The organism is Chitinophaga sp. CCNWYY40 (genome assembly GCF_037483205.1).
Lineage (GTDB): Bacteria > Bacteroidota > Bacteroidia > Chitinophagales > Chitinophagaceae > Chitinophaga > Chitinophaga ginsengisegetis.
Genome location: NZ_JBBHLF010000008.1, coordinates 20054 through 44745 on the forward strand (window position 1 = coordinate 20054; position 24692 = coordinate 44745).

The window sequence follows — 24692 nt, forward strand, 5'->3', positions numbered from 1 at the left end:
TATATAACGCATGTATGAGTAGAAAGATATACGTCAGTAGAAGGCTTTTAATTTTTTTGTATGCATACTCACATCAGGTCGCATTGTCATTGCACCGTAGTAACAATGGAACATGGAGAGAGGTGCAGGATTTTTATAACAGCAGGATAGTGCCTGAAAGGGTAGGAAGGTATTTATCTACTTTGGTTAGCAAGCCAGATACTCAACTCGTCCAACCATTACAGGATACCCTTTGTTTTTCTATTGGCCAACGTTTGGCATATCGTATTTTGTATACTCCATTCACCAGACAGTATCTGCTGGAAGAAGAAGTGAATTATTATATACAACTACTAAAGGAATTACAAACATTCCTAGCTGCAGAAGAGGTAGATCCCTATAAAGTGGCAGATCTAGGTCTCAGGTTTAGCATATTTATACACGGGCATTTCCAATGGAGAATGCGAATCAAAGATCAGGAATTAGCGATGGAAGTTGATCACTTTTTTGCAAACGAACGTCTTATAACAACACCTTTGGAACAATTCATGACTGGATTAAATTTTTAATGATCTTAAATACCCTCGTAATGCGCTTTATAAATTGGATAATACTAATAATGGTATTGCTTCCATCGGTAGTAAATGCACAACAGCTATCAGATGAAAATACCAGGAAGATTGTTTTGTCGCCACAATCCTTAAAAACAGCGGTTTCACCCAGGCTAAATGTATCTGATATAGTTATCGCTATTGCAACAACTGATACTACCAAGTTAGGATATGAAGTTGCGACCACCCTCAACGACATTGTTACTTTGGCGCCTGATACTACAATGACGCTCTGGCTCAATCAATATGTAAAATCAGTCTACAGTAATTATTACTCTCCGACGGCTATGCGAAGTCTGTGGGTGATCCACTCCCTGAGGCTTCAACAATCTGCTGATCGTTGTCTTGTTAAGTTAAAAGCCAATGTTTATCAGGCAGAAGTAAAATCGGCACAATATGAAACAGCCGGAGAAATGGATACTGTTATTATTATGGAGCGTCATGGGAAAGATTCATTGGTGGCTACCTGCATAGCAGAGGCATTAAATTGCCTCTTAACTGTAAGAAAGGGAAATAATGAGACTGAGCAGCAAAAAATAAGCATGACCAACGCCATACAATCCACTAATAACTTTGTACCTGCTCCGGCATTGCGTACTGATAATCTGAATGATGGCATATACAGTAGCTTCAATGAATTTAGAGCTAATCAACCAGGTATCAGGCAAACTATTATACTGCCAGATGATAAACACCCTGGTAAGGTAAAATTGTATGAGCAACAAACCGATAGTAGTCGCCATGAAATAAACAATTGCTGGGCGGTGGTAGTTCAGCAGGAAATATATATCTATCAAAATGGTAGACTACTCCCCATCGAACATAAAGGTCAGTCTATTATGCTTTCTGCTTATTTGCATCCATCTGAAAGAAGAAATCAGGCAATTTATTGGCGGAAAGTATTGGGAGAACAATATGCAGAAGGTATGCCTGCATTTATTGAACAGGTATACAGCCTGGATGTTAGTTGCGATAATGGTCTTGGTCTCGCGGCAGCTACCGGAATTGATGTGAACACAGGGCAGTTTATTTTTTAGCATTATCCCCTATTAAAAAAGAAGCTATGAAGAAACTTTTATTATTCGCATTTTTTGCTGCTCTTTCTGGCATTTCAGTTGCCCAAACTTTACCTGTGGGAACTTGTGGGGTTGTTTTTACCTACGATGCTGCTGGTAATCGTATTAAAAGAGAATATAAGTGTGCTGCAGCCAAAATGGCTGCAGAAACCAGTAATGATAGTTCAGTGTTACTACAAAATCTGTATCCCAATCCAACTGCCGCTACTGTCAATATTAACTTTTCCCGGCCACTAAAAAATGGAAGATTGTTTATTTATAATACCAATGGGGTGATACTCTTTCAGGAAAATGCAGATTATTTACATCGGACATTGGATCTTAGCAATTACTCAGATGGTGTTTATTTGATTAAAGTTGTTAGTGATGAACAAAACCTGATCAGGAAAGTGGTTAAAATTAGTTCTGGTGGGAGTATGAAATATTAAGGGTTGCGCTATTAGGAACTCAAAAGATGCTTAATTTTTAGGAATAGCCATTGTCTGCTAAACAGACAATGGCTATTCCCAATCCCAAAGATCTTTTTTCTGATTTCCGTGAGGTGCCTTTTCCTCAAAGACAAGTGATAAAGCTCATTCACACTGGGGTCTATCTTGGTTATTTTTACAGACTAACCAGTTTGGAATCTTTAAGATCAGGCTCTTGTTCACTGTGAAACTGCCATGCCCCATCGTCATTGTGGTAAACATACAAAATGGGCTTGCACTCTAAAACCTGGTTAGTCGTAAATATCGCTACATTTCTCTCTTCATAGAATTTAAAATCTGTAACTCATGAATGATAGGTATTAGAATTTGGATTATTGGATCTTCTAATATATACTCTCTGCCCTAATCTTCCAAATATTCTCATTATTTAGTATATTCAAGTATCTATTTAATGAGTTAACCTATAAGTGATGACAACCCTGGAACAAGTCAAGGATGTACCCTTTATGGTCAGAGTAGCTGAAACAAGCGTATTCATTCGGGAGATACCCTACAATGATCAAACGAAGAAATCTTTTCGTTTGACTATTGACTTTGATAAACTGGCCAACCACGCTCTGTATAACCACTACTGTATTTCATTTATAAAATGTCCGTTTCCTTTAAACTTCGATAGCCTGGTAAATCATTTTGACTGGTGTAGCCGGTATCTATACTTCAACTTTGAGAAATCCATTCTTCAAATTGAAATATTTACAAAATTAGAAAACCAACATTATGATGATACAAAACTTGAATACCTGATTAAGTTGCTCAAGAAATATCCTCAGGCATATCAATATGATTTGGATGACGCAGATCACAAACAGAAATGGGCTTTGCTGAAAAAATCCAATTTTCAAAAGAATGCAGACTTTTTAAGGATAGCGGAGAACGACAAGGAGCAAAGAGTGATGTTACTAAACTATTTGCGAACTCTGCAAGGAAAGACAGGGAAGGCGAAAATTACAGAGGTGAATAAACAACGAGGTACCCCTTCTTCCAAACAATTGGTTGTGCCCACATCCGAAAAGCGGGAAAGGGAAGCCAGCAGTTATAATTATCTGAAGTTAAATGAAGAACTCTCTCCAGTAACTTGCAAAGAAGTGGTTGATTTTTTATATACCGTCTTCCAACCTTACTTTCATATCCCTTACGATGTGGATACCTTTCGTAAGATATTTAGCGATGAAAACAGTCCCATATTAAAGCTGATCAAAAAGGATAACTTCGATAATCAGTCTCTAAAAATTATCTTCCAGGCATTGAAGGATGCAAAAGGACTTATCGTTTCCTGGCAGGTAATTGAAAAGAAAGTTCGGGTATTCAAGGCAAATGGAACCCCATTTTCCAGTTTTTCTGAGGTGAGTATGGGCAAGATTAATCCCAAGAAGCGTAAACAACAGGAGAAAGAAATGTCTTCCATTATTGAATTGATTAAGAAGGAGTTAGCCAACAATAAAAGAAAATAAGTAATCGCCATCCTACAAATAAAGTCCGGATTTTGCATGTTCTTTCCGGTATTTGCCCTAAACCGGCATTTTTTCCATTCATATTTGCTCTGAATCAATAGTGAAGAGATATGAGTGAGCAAATGCAATTTATTGGTTTCAGTATAGAGCAAGCAAGGCTCTTTATTGAAAGTATCGTTAAGTCCTGCCTCCAGGAGAGTAACCTATCCAAAGGTTTATCAGAAACACCGCTGAACATCCGGCAGGCTTGTAAAATTATAGGTGTTTCAGCCCCCACACTCCGGAAGTTCGTACAAATGTCCCTGATCCGTCGCCATGACCTGGGTGAGCGTAAGAAGGTGTTTTACCTGTCTGAGCTGGAGGAAGACATCAAGCGGATTCGATCCATGAACCAGAAACCCGAACGGGAAGATTAACCCTTTAACCCATCTCAAACCATTTTATGGCAACAAATGATTTCCCCATTGCCGAGGCAAAGCGGATCGACATGGTTGATTACCTGGCATCCCTTGGTTACCAGCCCCAGAAGATCCGAGGTCAGGATTATTGGTATTTATCTCCGTTTCGGGAAGAGATTACAGCCTCCTTTAAGGTTAACCGCAAGCTGAATCTGTTTTATGATTTTGGAATTGGTCAGGGAGGAAGTATTGTAGACTTTGGAATGCTGTTTCATCATTGTACCATTCCTGAAGTTTTGGAGAAGCTGCAATCTTTCCTTTCTTTTCATCGGCACCAGGTTGTATCTCAACTTGCACCAGTGGGACCAGCTCCCCATTTTTCCAGTGAAGAAAAAAAGATCCTGCTGATAGGGGATGCGCCGATTACATCACCGGCCCTGCTTCATTATTTGGAAGTGCGCTGTATTCCCTTGCAGCTTGCCCGGCAGTTTTGCCGGGAAGTTCGGTACTCCCTTTACGGAAAGGATTATTACGCTATCGGTTTTAAAAATGATGCCGGTGGGTATGAGTTGCGTAATCCTTATTTCAAAGGGAGTTCCAGCCCCAAGGCAACTACGTTTATTGATAACGGTGCATCTGAAGTATCCGTATATGAAGGCTTCTTCAGTTTTCTATCTTTCCTGATGATCTATCAGGAGAAAAATCTACCGGTGACCAATTACCTGGTACTAAATTCTTTATCCTTCTTTAAAAAGAGGCGGGAATTAATGGAAGGGCATCAGACTATTCATCTGTATTTGGATAGAGATAAAGCAGGTATTACCCAAACGCATCAGGCGTTATCTCTGGACAAGAAATACCGGGATTGCAGTTACATATATGGGAACTGCAAGGACTTGAATCAATTTCTCATCCATTCTAACTCTGGGGAAACCACCAAACGCCCACAAGACAACCTCAAAAAGCTACGCCCAGGTTAACATCAGAAAAGGTGACGATCCTTTTTCTTTTCACCGTAACCCACTCCTCTCAGGAGTAATTATTCAATTATTAAAAATCTCAAATTATGGCAGACTTCAAAAGAAAAACACTGCAATTAAGTTCTGGTAAGCAGATTAAGTTATTTGGAAATAGCATGGCTATCGGGAAATCATTAGAGCTTGGTGAAGGGTATCGCCCCAATATACTCGCCTGCAACGATGGGGTTTCGGAAAGTAATTCCCCCGCATCTGTGCATAATCCCTTCAGGTTAACCCGTGATGAACTAATAGAACTGGCGGATTATAACATTCAACTTTGGATGGACTTGAAAAAGAATATCTATAAATACGGGATAGATAGCCCCATGATTTTTGAGATGGAGTTACTACCTCAGAACAAATTAACTAAGCCCGGACCCAAGAAAAACGGGCCTGAAGGGGAAACTAAAAAGATAGCTTCTCCCAAATCAGATGACAAATTATAGCGTAGAAAAGCCATGCGGACAGGAGCATATGGGTCTTGAGGTTCGGTATAGCCAGCTATGTTTTGGTAATACCAAAACTTCTGACCCACCGCATGCTATCGCATTTGTGGGTAGGTTTTTTCATCCGCTGACAGGCGGATTCAAAAAAATAAAATGAACTGAATCATGACGCAGAATGATAGGCAGCCGGGGAATAAAGGAGGGCGTCCATTAAAAGAAGTCAGGAAAAATATTATCCTGACATTCAAATGTTCAGCTTTTGAAAAGTTGGTCATTGCTCAAAAGGCAAAGGAATTAAACCTGAATATATCAGAGTATATCAGGCAGATGTCTGTAAACGGTAAGGTTGATCAGCAGGTTAAAGTATTCCCCGCCGAAGTATTGGCGCTATCTGGAACACTTAATCATATAGCAGCCAACATTAACCAGGTAGCCAAAAAGCGTAATAAAGATGAAGACTTATCAATGCTGGAGCGGGTAGACCTTCAAAACCTGGTGCCGGTGCTAAAAGGTATTGCGGTGGATATTAAAAATTATCTCAGGTGATCGGCACAGTAATAACCGGAAGTTCTTTTTATCATCTTATCAGTTATGTACTGGAAGATAAAAGAGAGTTGTCCGAAGAGCAGAAAATGGAAATGTCTTTAAGGGATGGCGTTCAGCATAAGGATAGAGCAGAAATACTTGCTTTTAGTAATTGTTGCGGTGATAAGTATGAGATGGCTGAACAGTTTAGAGATGTAGCCCGCCTGAGTAAAAGGGTGGAAAAGCCCGCATTTCATCTTTCTATCAGGCTGGCTGAAGGTGACCACCTGACCAAAGATCAACTGATTGAGTTGGGGGAAGCATTGGTAAAGGAATTTAATGTTGCAGATCATCAGTACCTGATGGTTTTTCATAAAGACACCCGTGAACAGCATTTTCATATAGTAGCAAATAGGGTGGGACTGGACGGCAAAGCTGCCAGTGATAGCAACAGCTATAGGCGAATGGCAGCTTTTTGCCGAAAGCAGGAACAGAAACTAGGGTTGACGCGAGTATTGAGTCCGAAGGCTTTTTTATCGAAAGAGCAGCAATTAACTCCCCGACAGGACCAGAGAAAGGTAAAGCTGAAAGATCATATTCAGAACACTTTGAGAAAGGTGAATGACTATCCGGCCTTTGAAAAAGCGATGCGCTCATTGGGTTATACCGTAATTAAAGGCAGAGGAATTGCATTTATTGACGGAAAAAAAGTAAAGATTAAGGGGAGCGAAGTTGGTTTCTCCCTTTCAAAAATCGAGAGGATTCTATCTCTGAAAAAGGAGCTGGCACATAAGCAACAGGAGCAAAGGAATTTTGAATCACTTTCCCGAAAACAATCTGGGAAAAAGAATCACTATACCGAAAATGATTGGCCCCAGTATAATAGCGGTTCTCCCCTGGTACTAGGGATTCAAAATTTAGCAAATCTTATTGAATGGTTATTGCAGCCTGAGATGACCGGCAATACTATTCCTTATGAGTTAACCCAGGAGGCGTATGATCGGAAACAGAAAAGAAAGCAGAAAAGGCAATCTCATTGAAATCTTAAAAGCAACAAATCATGAATCAGATTATAGAGACACTCGCATCCAAAGTAGATGAACAGGAAAAGTTATTGCAGGGGCTGGATGAAAAGGTAAAGGCTATTCCTGATAGCTCCGGTAAGATTGGCGAAATATGGAAGGAGATGCATAATACTTTCCTCCAACATTCGCTACCTAAAGAAGAAGTAGTAATGTTAACTGCCGCTTTATCTCAGAACATCCGGATAATGAAAACACCCCGGACAGACAACTTAATACATCATCATCATTTGTCAAAGGTTATTTTTATAGTGATAGTCCTGATGATAGTCGTTGCAGTCCTGAGTATGGGGTGGTATAATACAGCTGATAGCCTAAAGCAGTATAAAGAAGCAGACACAAAATACCGTTTCCTAAAACTACAGGATAGTAGATCAATTCAGCAATTATTAACCACTACCGACAGTCTATATTATCAGACTCCCGCCCTGCGGGATAGTGTACTACGACAGGAGCAATTGAAAAATGACCGGCTTGAAATGCTGCGACTGGCTACTGAACAAGAACAGTCTGCCAGGGAGTTGAGGAAGAAAGCTGATGAGAGGAACCGGTAGTAGCTACGGTCTGAAATACCAGGTTTCCTGTGCAGTCTTACCAAATTGCTGAATATAGCTTTCATTAGCGTGAAGAATACATTCCAGATGTTGAACCGGATTGCCGATTTTTAAACCAACTACCTGCAGCCCGGTTTCATTACATTTTTTAAGAAATTCCGGTAGGTCCTCAATAGAAATAACATGTTTGCCGTGGGCAACTCCCCTGAAGCCTTCCAACCAATATATCTGTGTTAGATTATTTTGTGTCATACATTTCCTGGATTGCTACGCATCTGAAAATTAATCCATCTCTTTCTTCCATGTGGGATTCATGATAATGACCATAATACCATTCCTTGCATCCGGCAGCTTTAAGATATGAGTAGATCTGGCTCATTATCTGTCGTTCGTTTTCGAGGTCAGTGGCCAGGTCTTTGCCGGCGGCCATCTCCTTAACAATAAAATTGAGAACGATGGGGTCAAAGGTATAAGGCCATGTTTCTTTAGGGGCTACGTGCGAAATAGCTATGTCAATGCCTTGAGCGCATGCTGATTTTAGCAAAGCCTCATCAAACTGGATTTCTTCGTCCAGCCAGTAGTCTTTACCGGGTGTTCTGCTTAATCGGTCAATGGATATACCACCACCAATAAAAATGACCTGTTGATTTTCTATTTCAAGTACTTCATAATCCTGTACCAGTTTGACATTTTGAAGATTGAAAGCATCCCGGTGATCCCAGAACCACTTATTATCATGATTGCCTCTCAATATGTACAGTTGGTTTTCCTTCTCCCTAAAAAATTTATCAATTTGAGACAATGCTTTTATGTCAAGATCTTTATGCTGAAAGCCAAGCCCCCAGTCTCCAACCTGTATAAAGGAACAATTTTCCAGTCCAAATTTTTTGATCTTGTAAAGTATTTCTGGATAACCTCCATGAAGATCACCAATGATAACCATTCTGATATTGTATTAGATGAAAGTTAATATGTTGCTAATGTAATTATTTATAATCCTGGATATGCCTGGTCCTGGAAGTTATTTGTTTTCAGGTGTATTATCGGTAACCTGATTTCTAAGCAAATAAATAACTTCAATCATTCTTTCCATGTCTATGTATAGTTCTGCTGTTCCTAATGGATCAATGTTGCCCATAAGCAGATTTTTAATAAATCCATTCCATAGATGTTTTCTAAAGCCCTGAAGGGAATATCTTTCCCAGAAATCAGTAATTACCAATTGTGGGTTATTGATTTCTTGTTGGTTAAGCCGGAATGGCCGTTGGCTGTAATCATCTTCTATTTCAGAAGAATTGATTAGCGGGTTACTATTTTCCATAATTGAAGGAGGTTAATTGAATAATAAATGGTTTGATTGTTTGTAGAGTACTGACTCTGTTGTATATAGCTTTCAGCTTTCCTGGTACGGTTGCAGGATGAGCCGCGAACCATGTAATTGTATACACCCCTTATATGGATATCATAAAAGGAAAGATATTTAGTGAGTACACATGAAGCCTCACTCTACGGGTGTACAAGCACCCTCAAATATTTTGTTAGCCAGGGCTATTCTACAATTATAATAATCCCGGCTTTATTGGCTTTGTAAGTGATCTTTTGTCGTAATCCGCAATAGTTCCAATTTCGCAAAACAAATTTTTCTTCTTTCGCCAGTTCTTCTGTTTCCTGTTGATCCACCAGAATCAGTGTGGCCGCTTGATGCTTTATACAAAGATCTATCAGCCGTTTACTGTAAACGTGGAGTTTATAGTTGATGTACCTCTTTTCTGCATCGCGAAAGGTATTTACCTTTTGACGCATTCGCGCTTTGCCGTTTTTAGTCCTGTTAAAGCCAGATGATTTCTGACAGCGCCGGATAGCTTCCTGGATAGCCAGTCTACGATAGAGAAAGTCTTCTTTTGTGCCTATTCTATATTGATACCTATTTATTTTTACCACCACCGGGATTTCCATAGAAAGAGATGCTTCGGCTATCACTTCCGTTTTCAGATTGCCCACCTGTTTATCGAACAGGAAAACAGCCAGCAGATAAATCTTACTACCGTCTAATTGCAGAGAGCTATCGCAAAGTTTGTAATCTCCTTCTATAGCCCTTTTCCACATACTATACTTATCATCCAGATCCTTTCCGAAATAAGTTCTAAAATGAAGCCCATAGAGAGAGAAAGTATAGTTTCTACTTTGTTCGATGGGCCGAATTCTGATTAAAGCGCCAGCCGGTATGGGTATTGGGATATTGCGTTTATAGTTCCTCAGTGATCTATCTCCTTTCCAATATGCTTCTTTTTCCTTGTTGTAGGTAGATACAAGGGTATTATTTAGACACCCTAGTATTGCCATCGGCATTTCCTGTTTATATCGTTTGCTGAGGAACTGATAAGTGGTATTGGTTTTAGAGGTAGTTAATATCCCGTCCGGATCTTTGCGAACATCAGTCAGCTTAACCTTTGTATCATCCTTTAGATAGAACAGCTCTTTTATCTGATCCTGAATAAAGTGATGTGTAGATATTTGATTGGCGGCCCGGAAACAGAAATGTTGCCATTGCCACAGCGTCTCCCAGGTTGTATGTCTTACCTGGTCGTCATCACTGTTGATAAGTAACTGGATTCTACGCGTAACAATGATTTTTCTTGTTTCCATGTTTGCGAATCTTTTGTAAGGTTTGATTGGCTGAAACGTATTGATTTACTACATCAGCTAATGGCCTGTTCGTTTCCTGAGAAATCCTGTCAAAACTGTATTTGTCCTGGTGGCGTAATTTGTATATCTGGGCTTGTTCTGGTGTTAAGTATGCTGTATAGTTATCTTGATGGCTCTTGCTGATAGTGGCTTGCTTTTGCGTAGGGACCAGCAGCATCGATTTTAGGGATTCAATGCTTTCCTGAATTTCCGTTGTTATATGCTGATATGGAGCCGCAAACCGTCTGGCTATTTCTTTATAGTTAAGACCATAGAGCATATAGAGCCGTATAATGGTTTGTCTGTTGGCCGGTAAATATGGAATGGCCTTTTCTATTCTTTCGAGACGTTCGAGATCTTTTCCCGACAGGTAGCGGGATTCCGGCTCGTCTTCCGGATTAAATGAAGCATAATAGCTATTTTCCAGAAATTCAAGGTGTGTAAAGCTGCGATTGAATTTACTGAGCTTCTTTCTAAGGTATTCGTAACACCCCCACCGGACACACAGGCGGATGAACCGGAATAGATGCAGCATGCTGGTCATTCGAGTTCTGAAATTCCATGCCCGGAGAAAGGCTTCCTGGAGGATGGAGTTTATAGCAAAGGAATCCTCAATTATGCGTCTGGCGTAATAGAAGACTGGCTTGTATAGGTTATTGTATATATAGTTCAGTCCTGTTTCATCACCTGCTTTGAAAAGTTGAAAATGGGTTATGTTCTCCAGTGTGCCGATTGTAATATATCTACTCATAGTTTCCAATTTCAAATAGACATGATAAGATTGTAGTGGTCGAATAACTACCAATGCCATTTCAGTATGTTTAATTGGAGCCTGCGGGGGAGTATAAAAAAGGCGCAGGACTCAACGTTACCGTCCCCTGGCACGACCAAGCGCCTAAAGACCAAAGCAACGCGAGCCCACGCGCCTTTATGACGTGAGCTTCGCCGTTGCCCTGTTGGTCTGGAATTTGGTCGTTTCGGGGACCAAGGCATTTGCGAGGCGATTCATGCTATATTAGTAGAATCGCCAAATTAGTATTTTATGGAAAGATTTGATAGTCTCTCTTTTATAAAGATAGGATAATTTTTCAATTGTACATCTATAGAGGTGCGAAATATTTTCTGATTTAGCGGAACTTCCTTTAATGAATGCCCTTCAGGAGGAAGAAATATTAAAAGAGTTTGGAAAAAAGCTTCAAAAATTGCGTAAAGCAAAAAAATTAAGCATTAGAAATTTTGCATACGCGGCGGAATTGTCTGTAAGTTATGTTCAGAAATTGGAGGCAGGTCTGTCTAATCCATCATATACAACATTGTTAAAAATTATTGATACTCTTTCCGTTGATCTTAATCATTTTGCATCGGAATTTTAGAAAGGCGTACCCCAAAAAGTAACTATCTACAATAGACCTATGGATTCTAAAAATAATTTTTTATATGCCATTATTGGTAGCATAGTAATCTTCTCATTTTTATTCATTACCAGAATAAACTGTCCTCAACTTCTGGATATTGATATAAAATGGATAGGTGTCGCCCTGCTGCCCTTAATCTTTTGTTTAGTAATAGGGAAATATATTAAGAAATTTTCTGGCTTTGGAATTGAATTGGAAATTGTAGCTGAGGAGTCTATTCTGACAAATACTTCCATTATACAATTAGTGCATCCTATAATCGCTGAAGAAAAAGGATCGACTATAGGGCTTCAAGATTATCCTGTGGATCAGATTGCTGCCGTGAACGTTATCCGCTTTCGAGATAATCCAAATTTGTTGTACAATCGTTACGATGTCAGAAGATATTTGGAGTTCTTTTACAATGTTCAGTATTTGCAACTCACAGATAATTTCGGTAGGCTTAAAAGCATTACTAGAATAAATAGGAATAGAGTTCTGAATACTGATCAATATCCTGACGGAATTAATAATGGAATTGATATAATTAAATCATTTAGTAAAAGCGACACCGTCCGTATTTATGTAAAGGCAGAACAAACTGCCGTTGATGCTTTAAAAATCATGAGAGAAAATGGTATTCATTTTATTCCGGTTGTTAATTCTCAATTGCAACTTATTGGAATTGTTGAAAGAAATAAGTTGGATGAATACTTGGCAAGTATAGTTATTAGCATTAGTGATAAAAAATCAAAATGATATATGCATGCAGAAGAGTGAGTATTATTCCCTTTTTGAAGGATTAGAAGAAAAAGCATTGGAGCGGGCTTGGCTGAATAGAGATTTTGAGATAGAGCGCTATTGGCAGCGTGCAAGTTATTTCTGGGCGTTTACTGCGGCTGCATTTGCAGGTTTTTTTGCTCTTGCTGCGTCAAGCACAATTGAAATAAGGTTTCCGCAGCTGCAATTTTTTGTTATTTGCTTGGGGCTGATTTTCTCAGTTGGCTGGTTATTAGTCAATATTGGTAGTAAGAAGTGGCAAAAGAACTGGGAAAAGCATATAGATATGCTTGAAGATATAGTAACAGGTCCGATCTATAAGACTGTTCTAGAGAAGAAAAGTTTCTCCGTATCTAACATTAACATTATTGTTAATGGTGCTGTAATTGCTATTTGGGCGCTTTTATTCTTCGATTTCCTGTTCGTCAAAATGAGTTTTAAATGTGATAGCCATTGTAAGCCAGATTTATTGATAATAATAGCATGCTTGATAACCTTTATATGCTTGGTACTAATGGTCTGGGGACCGGGAAAAACGGGAAGTATTAGAAAACCATTTTCATTTGTCAAAAGAGAAATCTCATATAAAAATTGACTCGTAAAATTCGGTTTTTTATAGCTCTTAGTAAATAAATATTGAACTCGATGCACCAAATAATTGTGGTAAGCATCTTTTTCCGCTAACCAAATTATTTAATTAAGTGTGGGGAGATTGGCAGATGGAACATTTTCTGGTTTAAACTATAATTAGGTGAGTAAAGTAGCAACAGCCAAGCAAACCGGACAGGGGGGCACAAGTTACGAGGATAAGGTAGTAGCCTATTTCTTGGCGTGTATGCTATCTGAAAATTTGCCATTTGATCCCCAATCAGGCCTTATTAAAAAAATCAGCCTGCAGGCTGGGGCAGACGGCTGGTTATTTGATGATATCTTACTGACGCTCGAATCTTCTCAAACCATCCGTCGTATTGCCGTATCTGTAAAAAGTAATCAACAGTTCAATTCCAAAGGATGTCCGGCAGAAATTAACCGGTTGTTATGGGAACAAACACTACACCATAATTCTCTCGTATTCAATAAAGATTCAGATGCACTCTGTTTAGTAGAAGCTCCCATTTCTCCGGCGGCTTCAGCTGATTTAAACCAGCTTTTGCAGCAGGCAGTTCATCAGGATAAGGCAACCTTACATCAACGTATTTTAACTGACCGGTTTTACTCCAAATCTGGCAGGAAGATTTACCAAAGCTTTTATTGCCCACCAGATCTGGCCGCACTTTATACTGTCAGGGAAGAAGACACGGTTAACCTGCTTAAATGTTTTATGGAGCGGGAGATGGATTTTGAAAATAAAGTATCAAAAGACGAAGCAAGGGCCATAGAGTTATGCCGTAACTCGTTAAGCAGTAAAAATCAGGCTGACGCAGAAAGGCTTTTCAAAGCTTTATGTTTACTCCCAAGAAGTATTGCGCCTGTTGCTGGAAGCCTTGATCGAAAGGGGCTGGTACAGGTCTTAAAAAATGACTTTCTTCTTAGCAATGCCCCCAGGTATGAATCTGATTGGAAAAAACTAAACCAGGCAGCAGCTGACAAATTTTTAATCATTCCGGATAAGTTAGGCCAGCAATTGTCACTGGATAGAAACGCATCTGGCAACGATCTAGAGAATAAATTAAGTAGATGTAAAGGGCTGATCATACAGGGGATTTCCGGTAGCGGAAAAACGAACCTGGCTAAATTATTTGCTGAAAGGAAAAGAGCTGAAGGTAGTAGTATTATTTGGCTGGATAGCACTGATTTTGACTCGACATCGATGGAAACAGATATGAGGCTGGACAACCAGCTTTCCGAGTTAATTGAAGAGACTTCGGATGTTCATGCTTATTTATTTATTGATGGTATCGAGCGGTTATATCATCAGCGCCAGCAACAGAAGCTTGCCATCATTTTAAGAAAAGCGATCGATGAGACTTCTTCCTGGAAAATTATTTTTACTTGTCCATCAGATCAGATTGATAAACTGAGCCAATTTTTCACCAATTTCAATTTCTCTCCTTCAATCTTTCAGAATTTTGAGATTCCGGAACTAACATTTAACGAGTTATGTGAAATCGCTACAGCCTATCCATTGCTAGAGCAAATCCTTTTTATCGATTCCATGGAAAACATCCGGAATAATCTGAAGTTATTAGACAAGCTTATTCGGAATGCCAATAATCTTTCATCTCTGTCGGCAACACATAATTTAGGAGAGAGTCATTTGATTGACTTTGTATGGACAGAGGAAGTTGAAAATGCAAATAATGGACTGCAAATAAGTTCTTTTCTGAAACAGCTTGCTGAACAGCAGGCTGATAATTTGAGTATCGGGATCAGTGTTCATTTATTCGCTCCGGATAAGCTAGCACCAGCCGATGCGTTGCGATCCTTGGGTTTTTTAAAAGTGCAACATGAGAAACTTTATTTTAATCATGATCTATATAGCGATTGGGCCAGGTATAGGCTGCTTAAATCCTACGATGATGAATTACCTACCTTTTTAAAACAGAAACATTTAACCTCACCGTTATGGGCAAAAGCCGTACGTTTATATGGCATCAGCCTTTTAGAACAAGAGCCCACAGGAGCACAATGGGAGAAGGTAGTTCAGGGCTTTACAGACAACTCGCCGCAGCATCTTTTAGTGCGGGATCTTTTACTGGAAGCGTTTTTCTTTGCTCCGAATGCCTATTCTTTGCTTACTCTGCATAGAGAACTTCTGTTTACCAATGAAGCAGCCTTGTTAAAGGGCATTACTAAATTATTTTTACTGCGAGCAACACACGCTGCACCGCATGTGCTTGAAATCGCAAAACGGATCGGCATTACAGAGAAACAAGCCTCTGCTTACGACCGGTTACCAATTCCCGAGTATTGGCCAGATGTTTTAAAGTTTTTGTGGGAACAGTCAGAAATTGTATTGGAGTATGACTTAATTAACACTGTCGAAATAGCATCTCTCTGGCTTGAAAAGACGCCGGAAAAGTTTCCATTGCGACAGGAAGCAGGTAATCTGAGTCTGAAGGCAGCAGAACAAATATTTTCAATACGGGAAGGGGGTGGGTATATTGATGATAAAATAGAAGAGCCAGTATATAAGGCGTTATTATTGGGTTATCTACAGAATCCTGAGCAAGTGAGGAACTTATGTTTGCGGATTTGTAAACGAATCAAAATAGAACCTGATGCCAGAGCCGTGGAAAATAAAGGTCCTGAACAAGGTGTTATATCAGTTACTGGTCGTGGGTTTTCACGAAGAAAAACTGATCCATGGCCATTGGGGCCGCTTGACAGGATTGACAGTGCTTTTCGAAAAGTATGTTTGGAAGGCAGGACAATTCTCCCCATACTTCAGTATGATCCGTCATTGGGATCGGAGATGTTGCTGGCTGTAATGATTGAAGAACCCGAGGCTAGCTGGTATAGTTCGGATCGGTTCAATGATCATTATGAGCTTATTGAAGAACATGGCTGGTACCCGCCATTCTATTTACGTGGCCCTTTCTTGAATTTCCTGCGACTTTCGCCCTTAGAAGCATTGTCCTTTATATGTAAGTTAACCGATTTTGCCACGGAACGTTGGCTGGAAAGTCATAACGAATCATCCAATAGTAATAAAATTGAAATAATTATCGAAGGGAAATCCAAAGAGTACATTGGAGATTTTTATGTTTTCGGTTGGCATAAAGATGTTGGGAATGCGCCTCATAGTCTTGTGTCAGTTCTCATGGCCCTGGAACAGTTCTTTTATGAAGAACTGGAGAAGGATAAAAATATTGATGAATACACGTCGTACCTGATAAAGAATACAAATTCCCTTGCTATTATAGGCGTCATATTTACCATTGGAAAATTACATTTTCCTTTGTTTTTAGAACGGTTGAAGCCCTTTCTTTCGACGTATGAATTTTATGAATGGGATCTCCACAGTGGATATCATGACCTTACCATGTGGGGGGATTTTAGCCAGGCCTGGCAGGAACAAGTGAAAAAATGGAAGGGCAGACACCACCGGAAAATTGCCATTCGGGATATTGTACTTCATCTATTGTTGAACAACGGGGAGTTTCAAAAAGATTTTGTACCAGTAAGAGAGAAATGGCAAAGCGAATTGCTACAAATGCAGACGCGAAATGAACGAGATATATTTCTCTATCAGCTGATACATCAAACCAATCCTGCCAATTACGAGAAAAAGGTATCTGAGCAGGGAACCTATTTTGAATACCAGGAGCCCGTCGAAGTAACCGATCATTTGTCAGCAGGAAGAAAAGCCAGTCTGGAAACCCTTCAGGATTCTCATTTGGCATATAAATACCAGCTGATGATTGATCAGAAATCGCCATTTGAATTAGCAGGGGCAGAATACTTATGGAGTAAGATTCAGACCGATTATGCAAAAATAGACCCTGAATCCGACAGTCATTGCAGTGGCGAACATGCATGGGCATCGCCCTATACAAATGTATTGGCAGCTGTTAAAGTGTTAGTACATCACAAGGATATTTGGATTGATAAATATCCTGATTACTGGGATTGGGTACTTGATTTAATGAAGAGGATAATAGATAAGCAATTTTTATGGGGGAATGAATTTCAGCATTATGGCACCCATCAGGAATGGAATATTTTCCTTGCAGAAATTGCACCTGTTTTATGGAAGAGCAACATAGATAGTAAATCGATGCGCAGAGTCATCGCTGGCTCTTTGTTGTTGTTTAACGACGCTACAAGAAAACATTTTTTTACCACAGCTTCTGCATTGTATTCTTGGGATACCCCGCATTTTGTACAGGCTCAAAATCTGCTTTTATATTATAGCGGGGAATATTATCGGGGGATAAAAAACTATAACGAAGAAAAAGGGAAGCTTAAGAAAACAAGAGAGGAGCTTGCCGAGAAATTTATAAATAATAAAATCGAGACTTTTATCCTGGATTGGTCCGTCATTCGTTCTCCCGAAGAATGGAAACAAAAGGAAACCGATAATTGGCGCAGGAATTCTCAGGATCGTGTAAGAAAAGCAGGTTTAACGACAAGCATAATTATACCTATGTTGGAGGTTATTCCGGAATTATCTGCGATTAAGGGGAATACAGAAAAGACCTATATCGTTTCATTATGGGAGCAGGCATATAAACAGATTATTTATCAACTCGGAGAGATAAAGGAAGATTCCCTGCCTATTAAATCATCGGAAAGTGAATTCGACAGAATGGTTCTTCAAAAAATTGCTAAATCAATTTTATTTCTCGGTAGTGAAGAAGTCGAATTGAGATTTTGGGAGCCATTATTTAAGTATGGTTATATCGCCCAGAAATGGATTCAGACATTTTGTAATTCTTTTTATGTTAACCTAGACACCCCGGACATTCGCGATAAAATGGTGAAGTTATTGAACCAGATGGTTGAATATACCTACACTTCGTCAACCTGGGAAACCAAACATATTGATCGGTTCAGTGACTTTAGAATTTGCATAATGGGTTTTCATCCTTGGATGTGTGATGTATGGAAGTACGACTATTCTGCTTTTACTTCTGCAGCAGAACCAATTTACAAAAAGTGGTTTAGTAAAAAGAAATGGAACCCTTATGTAATAGATTCTTTGCTAAGTTTCATTACAACCCCTTCTGGCAAGTTTATGCTCAAGGATGGGTTGAGAATCCTTACTTTTTTTTTCCAGTTAAGCTTACATCAAAGTCAACAGAAGGCGCCAGAGGGGTTGGTTTGGGTAGGTCATAAGGACCTGGATGATAAACTGGCGACTTGTTTAAGTGCTTTATGGCAATATTTTTCAGATAACATGAAAACAGATAAAGAATCATATGTTTTTTACAGGGAACTGATTCAGTATTTGATAGCCATGAAAAATGTTGTGGGTATAGAATTGCAAAAATCGTTGATAGAAGATTAATTATAAATTATGGAAATTAAATTCTTTGATGCAGGATGCGGTGATGCTATTCATATTCGATTTTTGGGAGATGATGGGCTTTATCATAACATTTTGATAGACGGAGGATCAGAAAGCGAGGATATCTATACCAATAGTATTCGAAAGGAAATTGAAAAAATTGTTCAAAGAAGTGAAATCATTGATCTTTGGATTATTACTCATATCGATGATGACCATATTGGCGGTATCCTTCGTCTGATAAATGACGAGACTATTTTTAGTCAATTAGATATTTCAAAAACAAAGGTTTGGTATAATTACTCTCAGTGGGACTACGATACTGGCATCAGGAATACTAACCTTAAAAGTGTGCGTCAGGGAATAAAATTGAGAGAATTCTTGTCAAAGCATGCTCATCTCAATGAATTTATAACTGATGAACTTGGGGTAATTGATTTTTTGGGCGCTAGAATAACTTTATTATCACCAGATAGCGAAAAACTAAAAAAAATGATAATAAAGTGGAAACGAGAAGAGATCAAAATAGTCAAGAAAAAATCAGCCGAAAAAAAAGCAGGTAAAAAAAATGATTATAAAACAAAATTGGAGGATTTTAACCTTGAGTTATTTAAGGAAGATAATAGTGAAGAAAATGGGAGTAGTATTGCTTTTATCCTCACCTTTAATGGAAGTAATTTTCTCTTTTTAGCCGATAGTCATCCTTCTGTGATTTCACGTGCTTTGAGAAACCTGGGATACTTGCCAGGTGAGAAAAAAATCGAATTGGCCTATATGCAGGTTTCTCATCATGGAAGTAAATTCAATACCAGCGACCTACTATTGGATTTGATTAATTGTGGCCATTTTATTATCAGTGCGGATGGGCTTAATAAAAACAACCTTCCAAATAAGGAAACGCTCGTCCGCATTATTAGACATAACTCCAAGAGGAATCTGCAATTCCATATTACCCAAAAGAATCGCCTTACAACTTCAATTTTTGACGTTGATGGAAAAATAGAGAACGTATCAATTTTATATCCGGAAGCTCAGAATAACTACTTAACCTTTAACCTTTAGATGGCGTATATCGATAACTATATTGTTAAGATAAGTGATAATAAAGACGAGGTTGGAACGGGATTTATCTATTTTCCATCCCCTAATTGTGACGTTGTATATATCATTACGGCACGGCATGTCTTACTTGGCGAGAATGATAATGTATTACTGGAGAATATTCAAATACAGTTTTTTGATGAGACGAGAAAAGTATATAAGGTTTTAAATGATGATTCAATCATTTTGGGTAATAACAATGAGTCAGAGGACTTTGCAATTATAATTTGCCCGAAAACTATAGTGCCTTTCTCAATTGAAATGGCAAAGTGTCCTCAACTTATAAAATTGATGGGGAAAGAGAAAAAGTGTTTTGTTACGGGCCTACCGAAAGTTGTTGACAACAATACTCTGCGTTCTTTGTTGAAAGTTGAGATCTTGCCGGACAAAGATTTTGATAATCAAATACAATTGGAAATAGCTGATCCAATCAGTAGTGTATACAATTCAGGGACTCTTTTAGATGGCTATTCGGGGAGCCCCCTATTTTTAGAAAGCGAATCTCGATATTTCATATTTGGCATTTTCTCCGGGTACGAAACAAGCACGAAAAGAGTATTGGGCGTCAGTCTCTCTGCAATCAATACACATTTATTAGCCGCCCAACAGCCGATACTTGAACTGAAAGTGGTTGAAACAGACCCTGAGGTACTCCGTGACCTTTCTAAACTTAAGAGTAATTCACACCGGGTATTGCACAGAATAAAAACTCAGATAGGGAAAATAACCCTGCCTAGAATCAACCCTAAGAACGAATTAAAAGACCTTATCATTGCAAGTCCATTCGTTTTAGTTTGGGGGAATCCAGGAGTTGGCAAGTCTGCTTTGACTAAGCAATGTATTTCTGAGCTTGAGAATGATTTTGAAATTATCGCTTTGCAAGGTGAACAGTTGGATAAAACTAGTCTGCGCGAAATATTTTTAGAGTCGTCGATGTCTCTGACAAGTGATTTCGAGAACCTGTTGGATTCAAGTGGCATGAAGGGTGATAAAGTTTTACTTATTGATAGCATTGAGAAATTACTTGAAACTGCAAACGCTGACACGATAATTGATTTCTTTGCTCTTCTAAAACGTAGAACGGATCTGAAAATAATTCTGACTTGCAGAAGCTATGCTGTTGAGCAACTAAACATCAAATTTCTTAATCAATTTCCGACCTACCAGGCATACATGGTATCGATGTTATCAGAGGACGAGCTTGATAGTGTTTGCATAAACTATCCAAATATTAAAGTATTATTATCCAATAATGCACTTAAAAAGATATTGCGAATTCCGTTTAATCTTGATAAGGCTACTTTGATCGGGAATGAAATAATTGAGTCTAGCATAACTTCAGAGATTGATTTTAAGAAAATTGCGTGGGAGTATATAATCGAAAACAAAGAAAAAGAGAGTAATCCTACAATCAGGAAGCATCGTAGCAGTATGTTTCAAACAATTGCATTAGAAAGGGCGATTAAGATGGTGCCCTATATTACCTTACCGGAGACCAATGATAGTTCAATTTTGCATCAACTTCTACGAGACAATCTGATTGAGGAGAGTCCAACATTAAACAATCGTTTTTCTGTAACTCATGATATATATGAGGATTGGGCCCTTACACGATTCATCGAGTCAAAATATCAGGATATAGTAATACCAGGTGAACCAATCGAAATATTTCTTTTAGCTCTAGGTTATGCACCTGCTATTCGGCGTGCATTTAGAATATGGATTTCTGAGAATATACAAAATATAGATGATAATTATCGGCATTTTCTTCAGAGTATTTTAAAGGAGAAATCAATACCTCAACACTGGAAGGATGAGATAATCATTGCTGTTATGCAGGGGGAGTATAGTAGCTCATTTCTTGATAATGCTAAGAGGATTTTATTTGATGAAGACTACTTTTTGTTTAAACGCAGTTTATTATTATTAAATGTTGGCTGTCAGCAACCTGATTTGAGCTATCTCCCTTTTTTGAAAGATGACGAGAAAAGCAGTGTTTATACAAGTAGTTTCTTAAAGCCAGAAGGTGCAGGATGGGGCAATATGGTAAATTTTATCCATAAAGAGTTGGATGATTTAAAAGGCAGATATAATCAAATTGTTCCATTTCTTCTGCAATGGAGTAAAATTATCAATGTGAATAGACCGCTGCCGAAGGAATCAAGAAAGGTGGGATTAATTATACTCGAATACCTGCAGGGATATAGAGAAAGTATAGAAAATGATGAGCACGAAAGTGCGAAAGATTTAACCGAAATTCTTGTTTTATTGTTTAAGCTTACAAAAGTTGTTAAAGCTGAAGTAAAGCATTTCGTTGTCAATATACAGAATTTCGATAGAAGAGATGTTCATTATAAGCTCAGGGACTTGGCGGATAAAGTATCCGATATTCTTTTGTCTTGGTCTGACAGTGTGGAAATCTGTAGAGAACTTTCCGATGTCGTTATCAACTTGGCTGAAAAAGAATGGTTTTATTACCCCCCTTCACATGAGCAGTTGGAAGAGATGTTAAGAGATAAACCATTCAAATCGATACCAATGGGTATTGATAAAGAAGAGCAGTTCGGTGTGGTCAGTGGTTTTTCACGAGATTATTTTCCTGCCAGTGCTTTTCAGACTCCCATCGGCCATTTGCTTAGAAATGTTCCTTTAAAAACCCTTCGATTTATAACAAGACTATTTAACCATTCAGTAGACCAGTTCTTTCAATCAGATTTTTTATTGAAAGATACTTTTTTCATGCAGCCAGATGAGAGAATTGAAATCAAGTATCGATTATCAAATGAAAGCGTTGTTACACAGTATGGAACTTTGGCATTGTGGTTAGTGTATAGGGGAACTTACATTGCAACTCCTTATCTGCTCCAATCTGTTTTGATGGCACTGGAGGCATGGCTATTACAATTAGCTAAGATAATTGTAAGTGATGAAAATAATGAATACCCGCATGTCAGAGAAGTCTTGAATGACGCAATTGATCTTTTATTAAAAGAAAGCAAATCCGTTTCAACCAGTGCCGTTTTAATAAGTGTAGCTTCTGCTTATCCCGATTTAATAATCCAGAAGATTATGCCTCTCTTAGGGGTAAAGCAATTCTATAAATGGGATACTGCCAGGGGATTATACGAGAGAGATGTATTAGCGCCTTACGGGAGCAGGAAAAACGCCGAACTGTTGCAAAGAGAAAGAATAACATCAAAGGAGCTCCCTCATAGGAATATAAACATGGAATCTTTGGTGCTTAAGCTCAGTTTTGGAAAATATGAGACAGAAATGATGGGATTGCTGGATAGCTTTTATCAGGAGAATGTTCAGGATGAAAGTTGGAAATTTGCCTTGAACAGAATGGACAAAAGAAAATTGGAAATTATAGGTGAAGTTGAGAATGGTTTTTTGGTGCAAACAAAAATTGATGAAGACTTAAAGCCAATAGCTGAGAAAACGAAAGCAATGGTTGATGAAATTACACCATTAAGTGCTGCATCAAATTGGGCAATGCGAAAGATGAAGAGAGAGTCTGTCGATGAAGATAACTATGCAACTTGGGAAAAACACTTTAGTCATGTGTCGAATGCTTCCCCGCAAACTCGGCAGGTAAAGATTTATAATAACCCCGCAGCTCTTGCCGCAATAGGAATCCGGGATTATTTTGAATTACTAAACGAAATCCAAGTGAATTGGTGCATTGATCGTGTATTATCAATAGTTGGATATGAAATTAAGAACATTGGAAAGCATTTTGAACTGGATTCCGACCCAGCTTTCGGTGCGTTTGAAATAGACGCGGCACTTATCGCCTTAGTTGAGCTCGCGTATAAGCTGACTGGTGAGAATCTTAGAAAAGCTAGAGAATATCTTTTTGTCTCTTTGATACTCATTGACAATAAACTGGAAAGAGACAAGTTAATTAGGAAATTTAAAGGTGACTTATGGTCACACTCTCCTGGTTTTGCTCTTTCTTGTGTTATCGGACTTATTCGTTATTCAAAGATTTCGCACTTGCGGTCCAGAATCATTCATGCTTACGGATCGCAGAGTTATTCAAGAGCGGCAGTTGTAGAAAGTAAAAACTTAAAAATGTACTGGAATAGATTTTTAAAAATTCTGAAATTCCAGTTTTTGAGAAAAGACCGCAAAATAGACGATCTACAGGCCATCATCACAGAATATGATGATCGGGTTCTTGAGATTATTACCGAGGTGACAGAAGAGTCCATAGAATTTCAAGTAGATGAATTGGATACTACTTCCATTTCTACCTTTCATTTGATGGAGGCACTTTTTTTAATTCCTGAGAATACGACGAATGTAAGTCTGCATGATTATTATTCTTATATACTGAGCTATGTGGGCAAAAATATAGATGCCAAAGATATGTTTGGTAATGATAAAATTCATTACGAGACACTTCAAAAGTTTGAGGAGCATTTTTCAATGTATCTTCTGGTACAACAGAGCAGCATTGCCATAGAGAAGCTAAATGAATTACTCAATTTAACGCTTTCTCAAAATAGGCGATATAGAAGACGTACTTCTGATATTGTGAGAAGATGCCTGGAATTGATGCTAACATTCACGATTCAAGACGAAGAGCTAATTCCGAACTTCTGGATATTGTGGAATTATTTGTCCTCAAAAACTCTTGAATCAACTAAGGGATACATTACCGACATATTGCTTTTGGATTATTCATATTGGGGCTCCGACGGGAAAAATTGGAAAGGAATAAAGGGAAAGAAGTGTTTTTTTGAGCCTCTGATTAAACATAGCGGAACACTTAAAGCAACTGGAAAGCTTCTTTCCGGTGTTGGATATAACGAACTTATGCCAGATGGTATTTCTTGGTTAGCTGGATTATTGAAATATCAGGTGCTTGAAGAAAGAGACGATATATATTATTTTGAGAAGCTTTCGACGAGAATATTTTATGATCCAAGGATGAGAACTGCTATTCGTAATAATGCTGAATTCAGGAATTCCTTTCTGTGTATTCTGAATGCACTGGTTGATCAATATTCAGCTTCTGCGTTTTTGATAAGGGAGGATTTTATTTCATTAAGTAAATAGCCCAGCCTAGGCTTAAAGAAAATGAAAAATTGCAATTTAGTTCATTAGACAACGATAATTTCGATTCTTCTAAGCTATGTATG

21 protein-coding genes are annotated in these 24692 nt (G+C 38.5%); 16 read left to right on the plus strand and 5 right to left on the minus strand.

What is annotated here, in order from left to right:
* Positions 1-14 precede the first annotated feature (14 nt).
* From V7S65_RS27915 to V7S65_RS27960, 10 genes are all read left to right on the plus strand, one after another.
* Positions 15-548: a hypothetical protein gene (locus tag V7S65_RS27915; protein WP_336389231.1), complete on the plus strand. Its 534-nt coding sequence runs from the start codon at positions 15-17 to the stop codon at positions 546-548.
* 20 nt (positions 549-568) lie between these two features.
* Complete coding sequence (locus V7S65_RS27920) at positions 569-1627, plus strand: hypothetical protein (protein ID WP_336389230.1); 1059 nt, start codon at positions 569-571, stop codon at positions 1625-1627.
* Between the two features lie 26 nt (positions 1628-1653).
* Positions 1654-2094, plus strand: coding sequence for a T9SS type A sorting domain-containing protein (locus V7S65_RS27925; RefSeq protein ID WP_336389229.1), 441 nt, complete (start codon positions 1654-1656; stop codon positions 2092-2094).
* 470 nt (positions 2095-2564) lie between these two features.
* Complete coding sequence (locus V7S65_RS27930; protein ID WP_336389228.1) at positions 2565-3605, plus strand: hypothetical protein; 1041 nt, start codon at positions 2565-2567, stop codon at positions 3603-3605.
* Between the two features lie 110 nt (positions 3606-3715).
* On the plus strand, positions 3716-4021 hold the full coding sequence (locus V7S65_RS27935; protein WP_336389227.1) for a hypothetical protein: 306 nt from the start codon (positions 3716-3718) through the stop codon (positions 4019-4021).
* Positions 4022-4047: 26 nt separating this feature from the next.
* The gene (locus V7S65_RS27940; RefSeq protein WP_336389226.1) at positions 4048-4983 is read left to right on the plus strand and encodes a CHC2 zinc finger domain-containing protein; all 936 of its coding nucleotides are present in this window, start codon (positions 4048-4050) and stop codon (positions 4981-4983) included.
* Positions 4984-5069: 86 nt separating this feature from the next.
* Complete coding sequence (locus V7S65_RS27945; protein ID WP_336389225.1) at positions 5070-5468, plus strand: hypothetical protein; 399 nt, start codon at positions 5070-5072, stop codon at positions 5466-5468.
* A gap of 165 nt (positions 5469-5633) precedes the next feature.
* On the plus strand, positions 5634-6014 hold the full coding sequence (locus tag V7S65_RS27950) for a plasmid mobilization protein (protein WP_336389224.1): 381 nt from the start codon (positions 5634-5636) through the stop codon (positions 6012-6014).
* Positions 6011-7033: a relaxase/mobilization nuclease domain-containing protein gene (locus tag V7S65_RS27955; protein WP_336389223.1), complete on the plus strand. Its 1023-nt coding sequence runs from the start codon at positions 6011-6013 to the stop codon at positions 7031-7033. Before V7S65_RS27950 ends, V7S65_RS27955 begins: the two co-directional genes overlap by 4 nt.
* A gap of 20 nt (positions 7034-7053) precedes the next feature.
* Positions 7054-7629 (plus strand): hypothetical protein, encoded by a 576-nt coding sequence (locus V7S65_RS27960; RefSeq protein ID WP_336389222.1) that lies wholly within the window; start codon positions 7054-7056, stop codon positions 7627-7629.
* A gap of 3 nt (positions 7630-7632) precedes the next feature.
* Here the strand turns inward: V7S65_RS27960 and V7S65_RS27965 are convergent, their stop codons facing one another.
* The 5 genes from V7S65_RS27965 to V7S65_RS27985 all read right to left on the minus strand — a co-directional run bounded on the left by V7S65_RS27965 (position 7633) and on the right by V7S65_RS27985 (position 11065).
* Positions 7633-7881, minus strand: coding sequence for a hypothetical protein (locus tag V7S65_RS27965; RefSeq protein ID WP_336389221.1), 249 nt, complete (start codon positions 7879-7881; stop codon positions 7633-7635).
* Positions 7868-8572 carry a metallophosphoesterase gene (locus V7S65_RS27970; RefSeq protein ID WP_336389220.1) on the minus strand — a complete coding sequence of 235 codons (705 nt, stop codon included), beginning with the start codon at positions 8570-8572 and terminating at the stop codon, positions 7868-7870. The genes V7S65_RS27965 and V7S65_RS27970 overlap by 14 nt, the downstream gene beginning before the upstream one ends.
* A 78-nt stretch (positions 8573-8650) precedes the next feature.
* Complete coding sequence (locus tag V7S65_RS27975; RefSeq protein ID WP_336389219.1) at positions 8651-8950, minus strand: hypothetical protein; 300 nt, start codon at positions 8948-8950, stop codon at positions 8651-8653.
* A gap of 227 nt (positions 8951-9177) precedes the next feature.
* Positions 9178-10275, minus strand: a complete 1098-nt coding sequence (locus V7S65_RS27980; RefSeq protein ID WP_336389218.1) for a hypothetical protein — start codon at positions 10273-10275, stop codon at positions 9178-9180.
* Entirely contained in the window at positions 10244-11065 is an 822-nt protein-coding gene (locus V7S65_RS27985) for an RNA polymerase sigma factor (RefSeq protein WP_336389217.1), read from the minus strand. The genes V7S65_RS27980 and V7S65_RS27985 overlap by 32 nt, the downstream gene beginning before the upstream one ends.
* A gap of 394 nt (positions 11066-11459) precedes the next feature.
* Between V7S65_RS27985 and V7S65_RS27990 the strand changes: the two genes are divergently transcribed.
* The 6 genes from V7S65_RS27990 (at position 11460) to V7S65_RS28015 (ending at position 24609) form a co-directional block, all read left to right on the plus strand.
* Positions 11460-11687, plus strand: a complete 228-nt coding sequence (locus V7S65_RS27990; RefSeq protein ID WP_089903787.1) for a helix-turn-helix domain-containing protein — start codon at positions 11460-11462, stop codon at positions 11685-11687.
* Positions 11688-11726: 39 nt separating this feature from the next.
* Positions 11727-12467 (plus strand): CBS domain-containing protein, encoded by a 741-nt coding sequence (locus V7S65_RS27995; RefSeq protein WP_336389216.1) that lies wholly within the window; start codon positions 11727-11729, stop codon positions 12465-12467.
* A gap of 7 nt (positions 12468-12474) precedes the next feature.
* Positions 12475-13083: a RipA family octameric membrane protein gene (locus V7S65_RS28000; RefSeq protein WP_336389215.1), complete on the plus strand. Its 609-nt coding sequence runs from the start codon at positions 12475-12477 to the stop codon at positions 13081-13083.
* Between the two features lie 156 nt (positions 13084-13239).
* The gene (locus V7S65_RS28005; protein ID WP_336389214.1) at positions 13240-18441 is read left to right on the plus strand and encodes an AAA family ATPase; all 5202 of its coding nucleotides are present in this window, start codon (positions 13240-13242) and stop codon (positions 18439-18441) included.
* 9 nt (positions 18442-18450) lie between these two features.
* Positions 18451-19503: a ComEC/Rec2 family competence protein gene (locus V7S65_RS28010; protein ID WP_336389213.1), complete on the plus strand. Its 1053-nt coding sequence runs from the start codon at positions 18451-18453 to the stop codon at positions 19501-19503.
* A complete protein-coding gene (locus tag V7S65_RS28015) occupies positions 19504-24609 on the plus strand; it encodes an AAA family ATPase (protein ID WP_336389212.1) in 5106 nt (1701 codons plus the stop codon).
* Positions 24610-24692 lie beyond the last annotated feature (83 nt).

Coding starts and splice junctions, on each gene's coding strand:
- V7S65_RS27915 (WP_336389231.1), top strand. CDS start 15: ATGAGTAGAAAGATATACGTCAGTAGAAGGCTTTTAATTTTTTTGTAT.
- V7S65_RS27920 (WP_336389230.1), top strand. CDS start 569: ATGCGCTTTATAAATTGGATAATACTAATAATGGTATTGCTTCCATCG.
- V7S65_RS27925 (WP_336389229.1), top strand. CDS start 1,654: ATGAAGAAACTTTTATTATTCGCATTTTTTGCTGCTCTTTCTGGCATT.
- V7S65_RS27930 (WP_336389228.1), top strand. CDS start 2,565: ATGACAACCCTGGAACAAGTCAAGGATGTACCCTTTATGGTCAGAGTA.
- V7S65_RS27935 (WP_336389227.1), top strand. CDS start 3,716: ATGAGTGAGCAAATGCAATTTATTGGTTTCAGTATAGAGCAAGCAAGG.
- V7S65_RS27940 (WP_336389226.1), top strand. CDS start 4,048: ATGGCAACAAATGATTTCCCCATTGCCGAGGCAAAGCGGATCGACATG.
- V7S65_RS27945 (WP_336389225.1), top strand. CDS start 5,070: ATGGCAGACTTCAAAAGAAAAACACTGCAATTAAGTTCTGGTAAGCAG.
- V7S65_RS27950 (WP_336389224.1), top strand. CDS start 5,634: ATGACGCAGAATGATAGGCAGCCGGGGAATAAAGGAGGGCGTCCATTA.
- V7S65_RS27960 (WP_336389222.1), top strand. CDS start 7,054: ATGAATCAGATTATAGAGACACTCGCATCCAAAGTAGATGAACAGGAA.
- V7S65_RS27965 (WP_336389221.1), bottom strand. CDS start 7,881: ATGACACAAAATAATCTAACACAGATATATTGGTTGGAAGGCTTCAGG.
- V7S65_RS27970 (WP_336389220.1), bottom strand. CDS start 8,572: ATGGTTATCATTGGTGATCTTCATGGAGGTTATCCAGAAATACTTTAC.
- V7S65_RS27975 (WP_336389219.1), bottom strand. CDS start 8,950: ATGGAAAATAGTAACCCGCTAATCAATTCTTCTGAAATAGAAGATGAT.
- V7S65_RS27980 (WP_336389218.1), bottom strand. CDS start 10,275: ATGGAAACAAGAAAAATCATTGTTACGCGTAGAATCCAGTTACTTATC.
- V7S65_RS27985 (WP_336389217.1), bottom strand. CDS start 11,065: ATGAGTAGATATATTACAATCGGCACACTGGAGAACATAACCCATTTT.
- V7S65_RS27990 (WP_089903787.1), top strand. CDS start 11,460: ATGAATGCCCTTCAGGAGGAAGAAATATTAAAAGAGTTTGGAAAAAAG.
- V7S65_RS27995 (WP_336389216.1), top strand. CDS start 11,727: ATGGATTCTAAAAATAATTTTTTATATGCCATTATTGGTAGCATAGTA.
- V7S65_RS28000 (WP_336389215.1), top strand. CDS start 12,475: ATGCAGAAGAGTGAGTATTATTCCCTTTTTGAAGGATTAGAAGAAAAA.
- V7S65_RS28010 (WP_336389213.1), top strand. CDS start 18,451: ATGGAAATTAAATTCTTTGATGCAGGATGCGGTGATGCTATTCATATT.
- V7S65_RS28015 (WP_336389212.1), top strand. CDS start 19,504: ATGGCGTATATCGATAACTATATTGTTAAGATAAGTGATAATAAAGAC.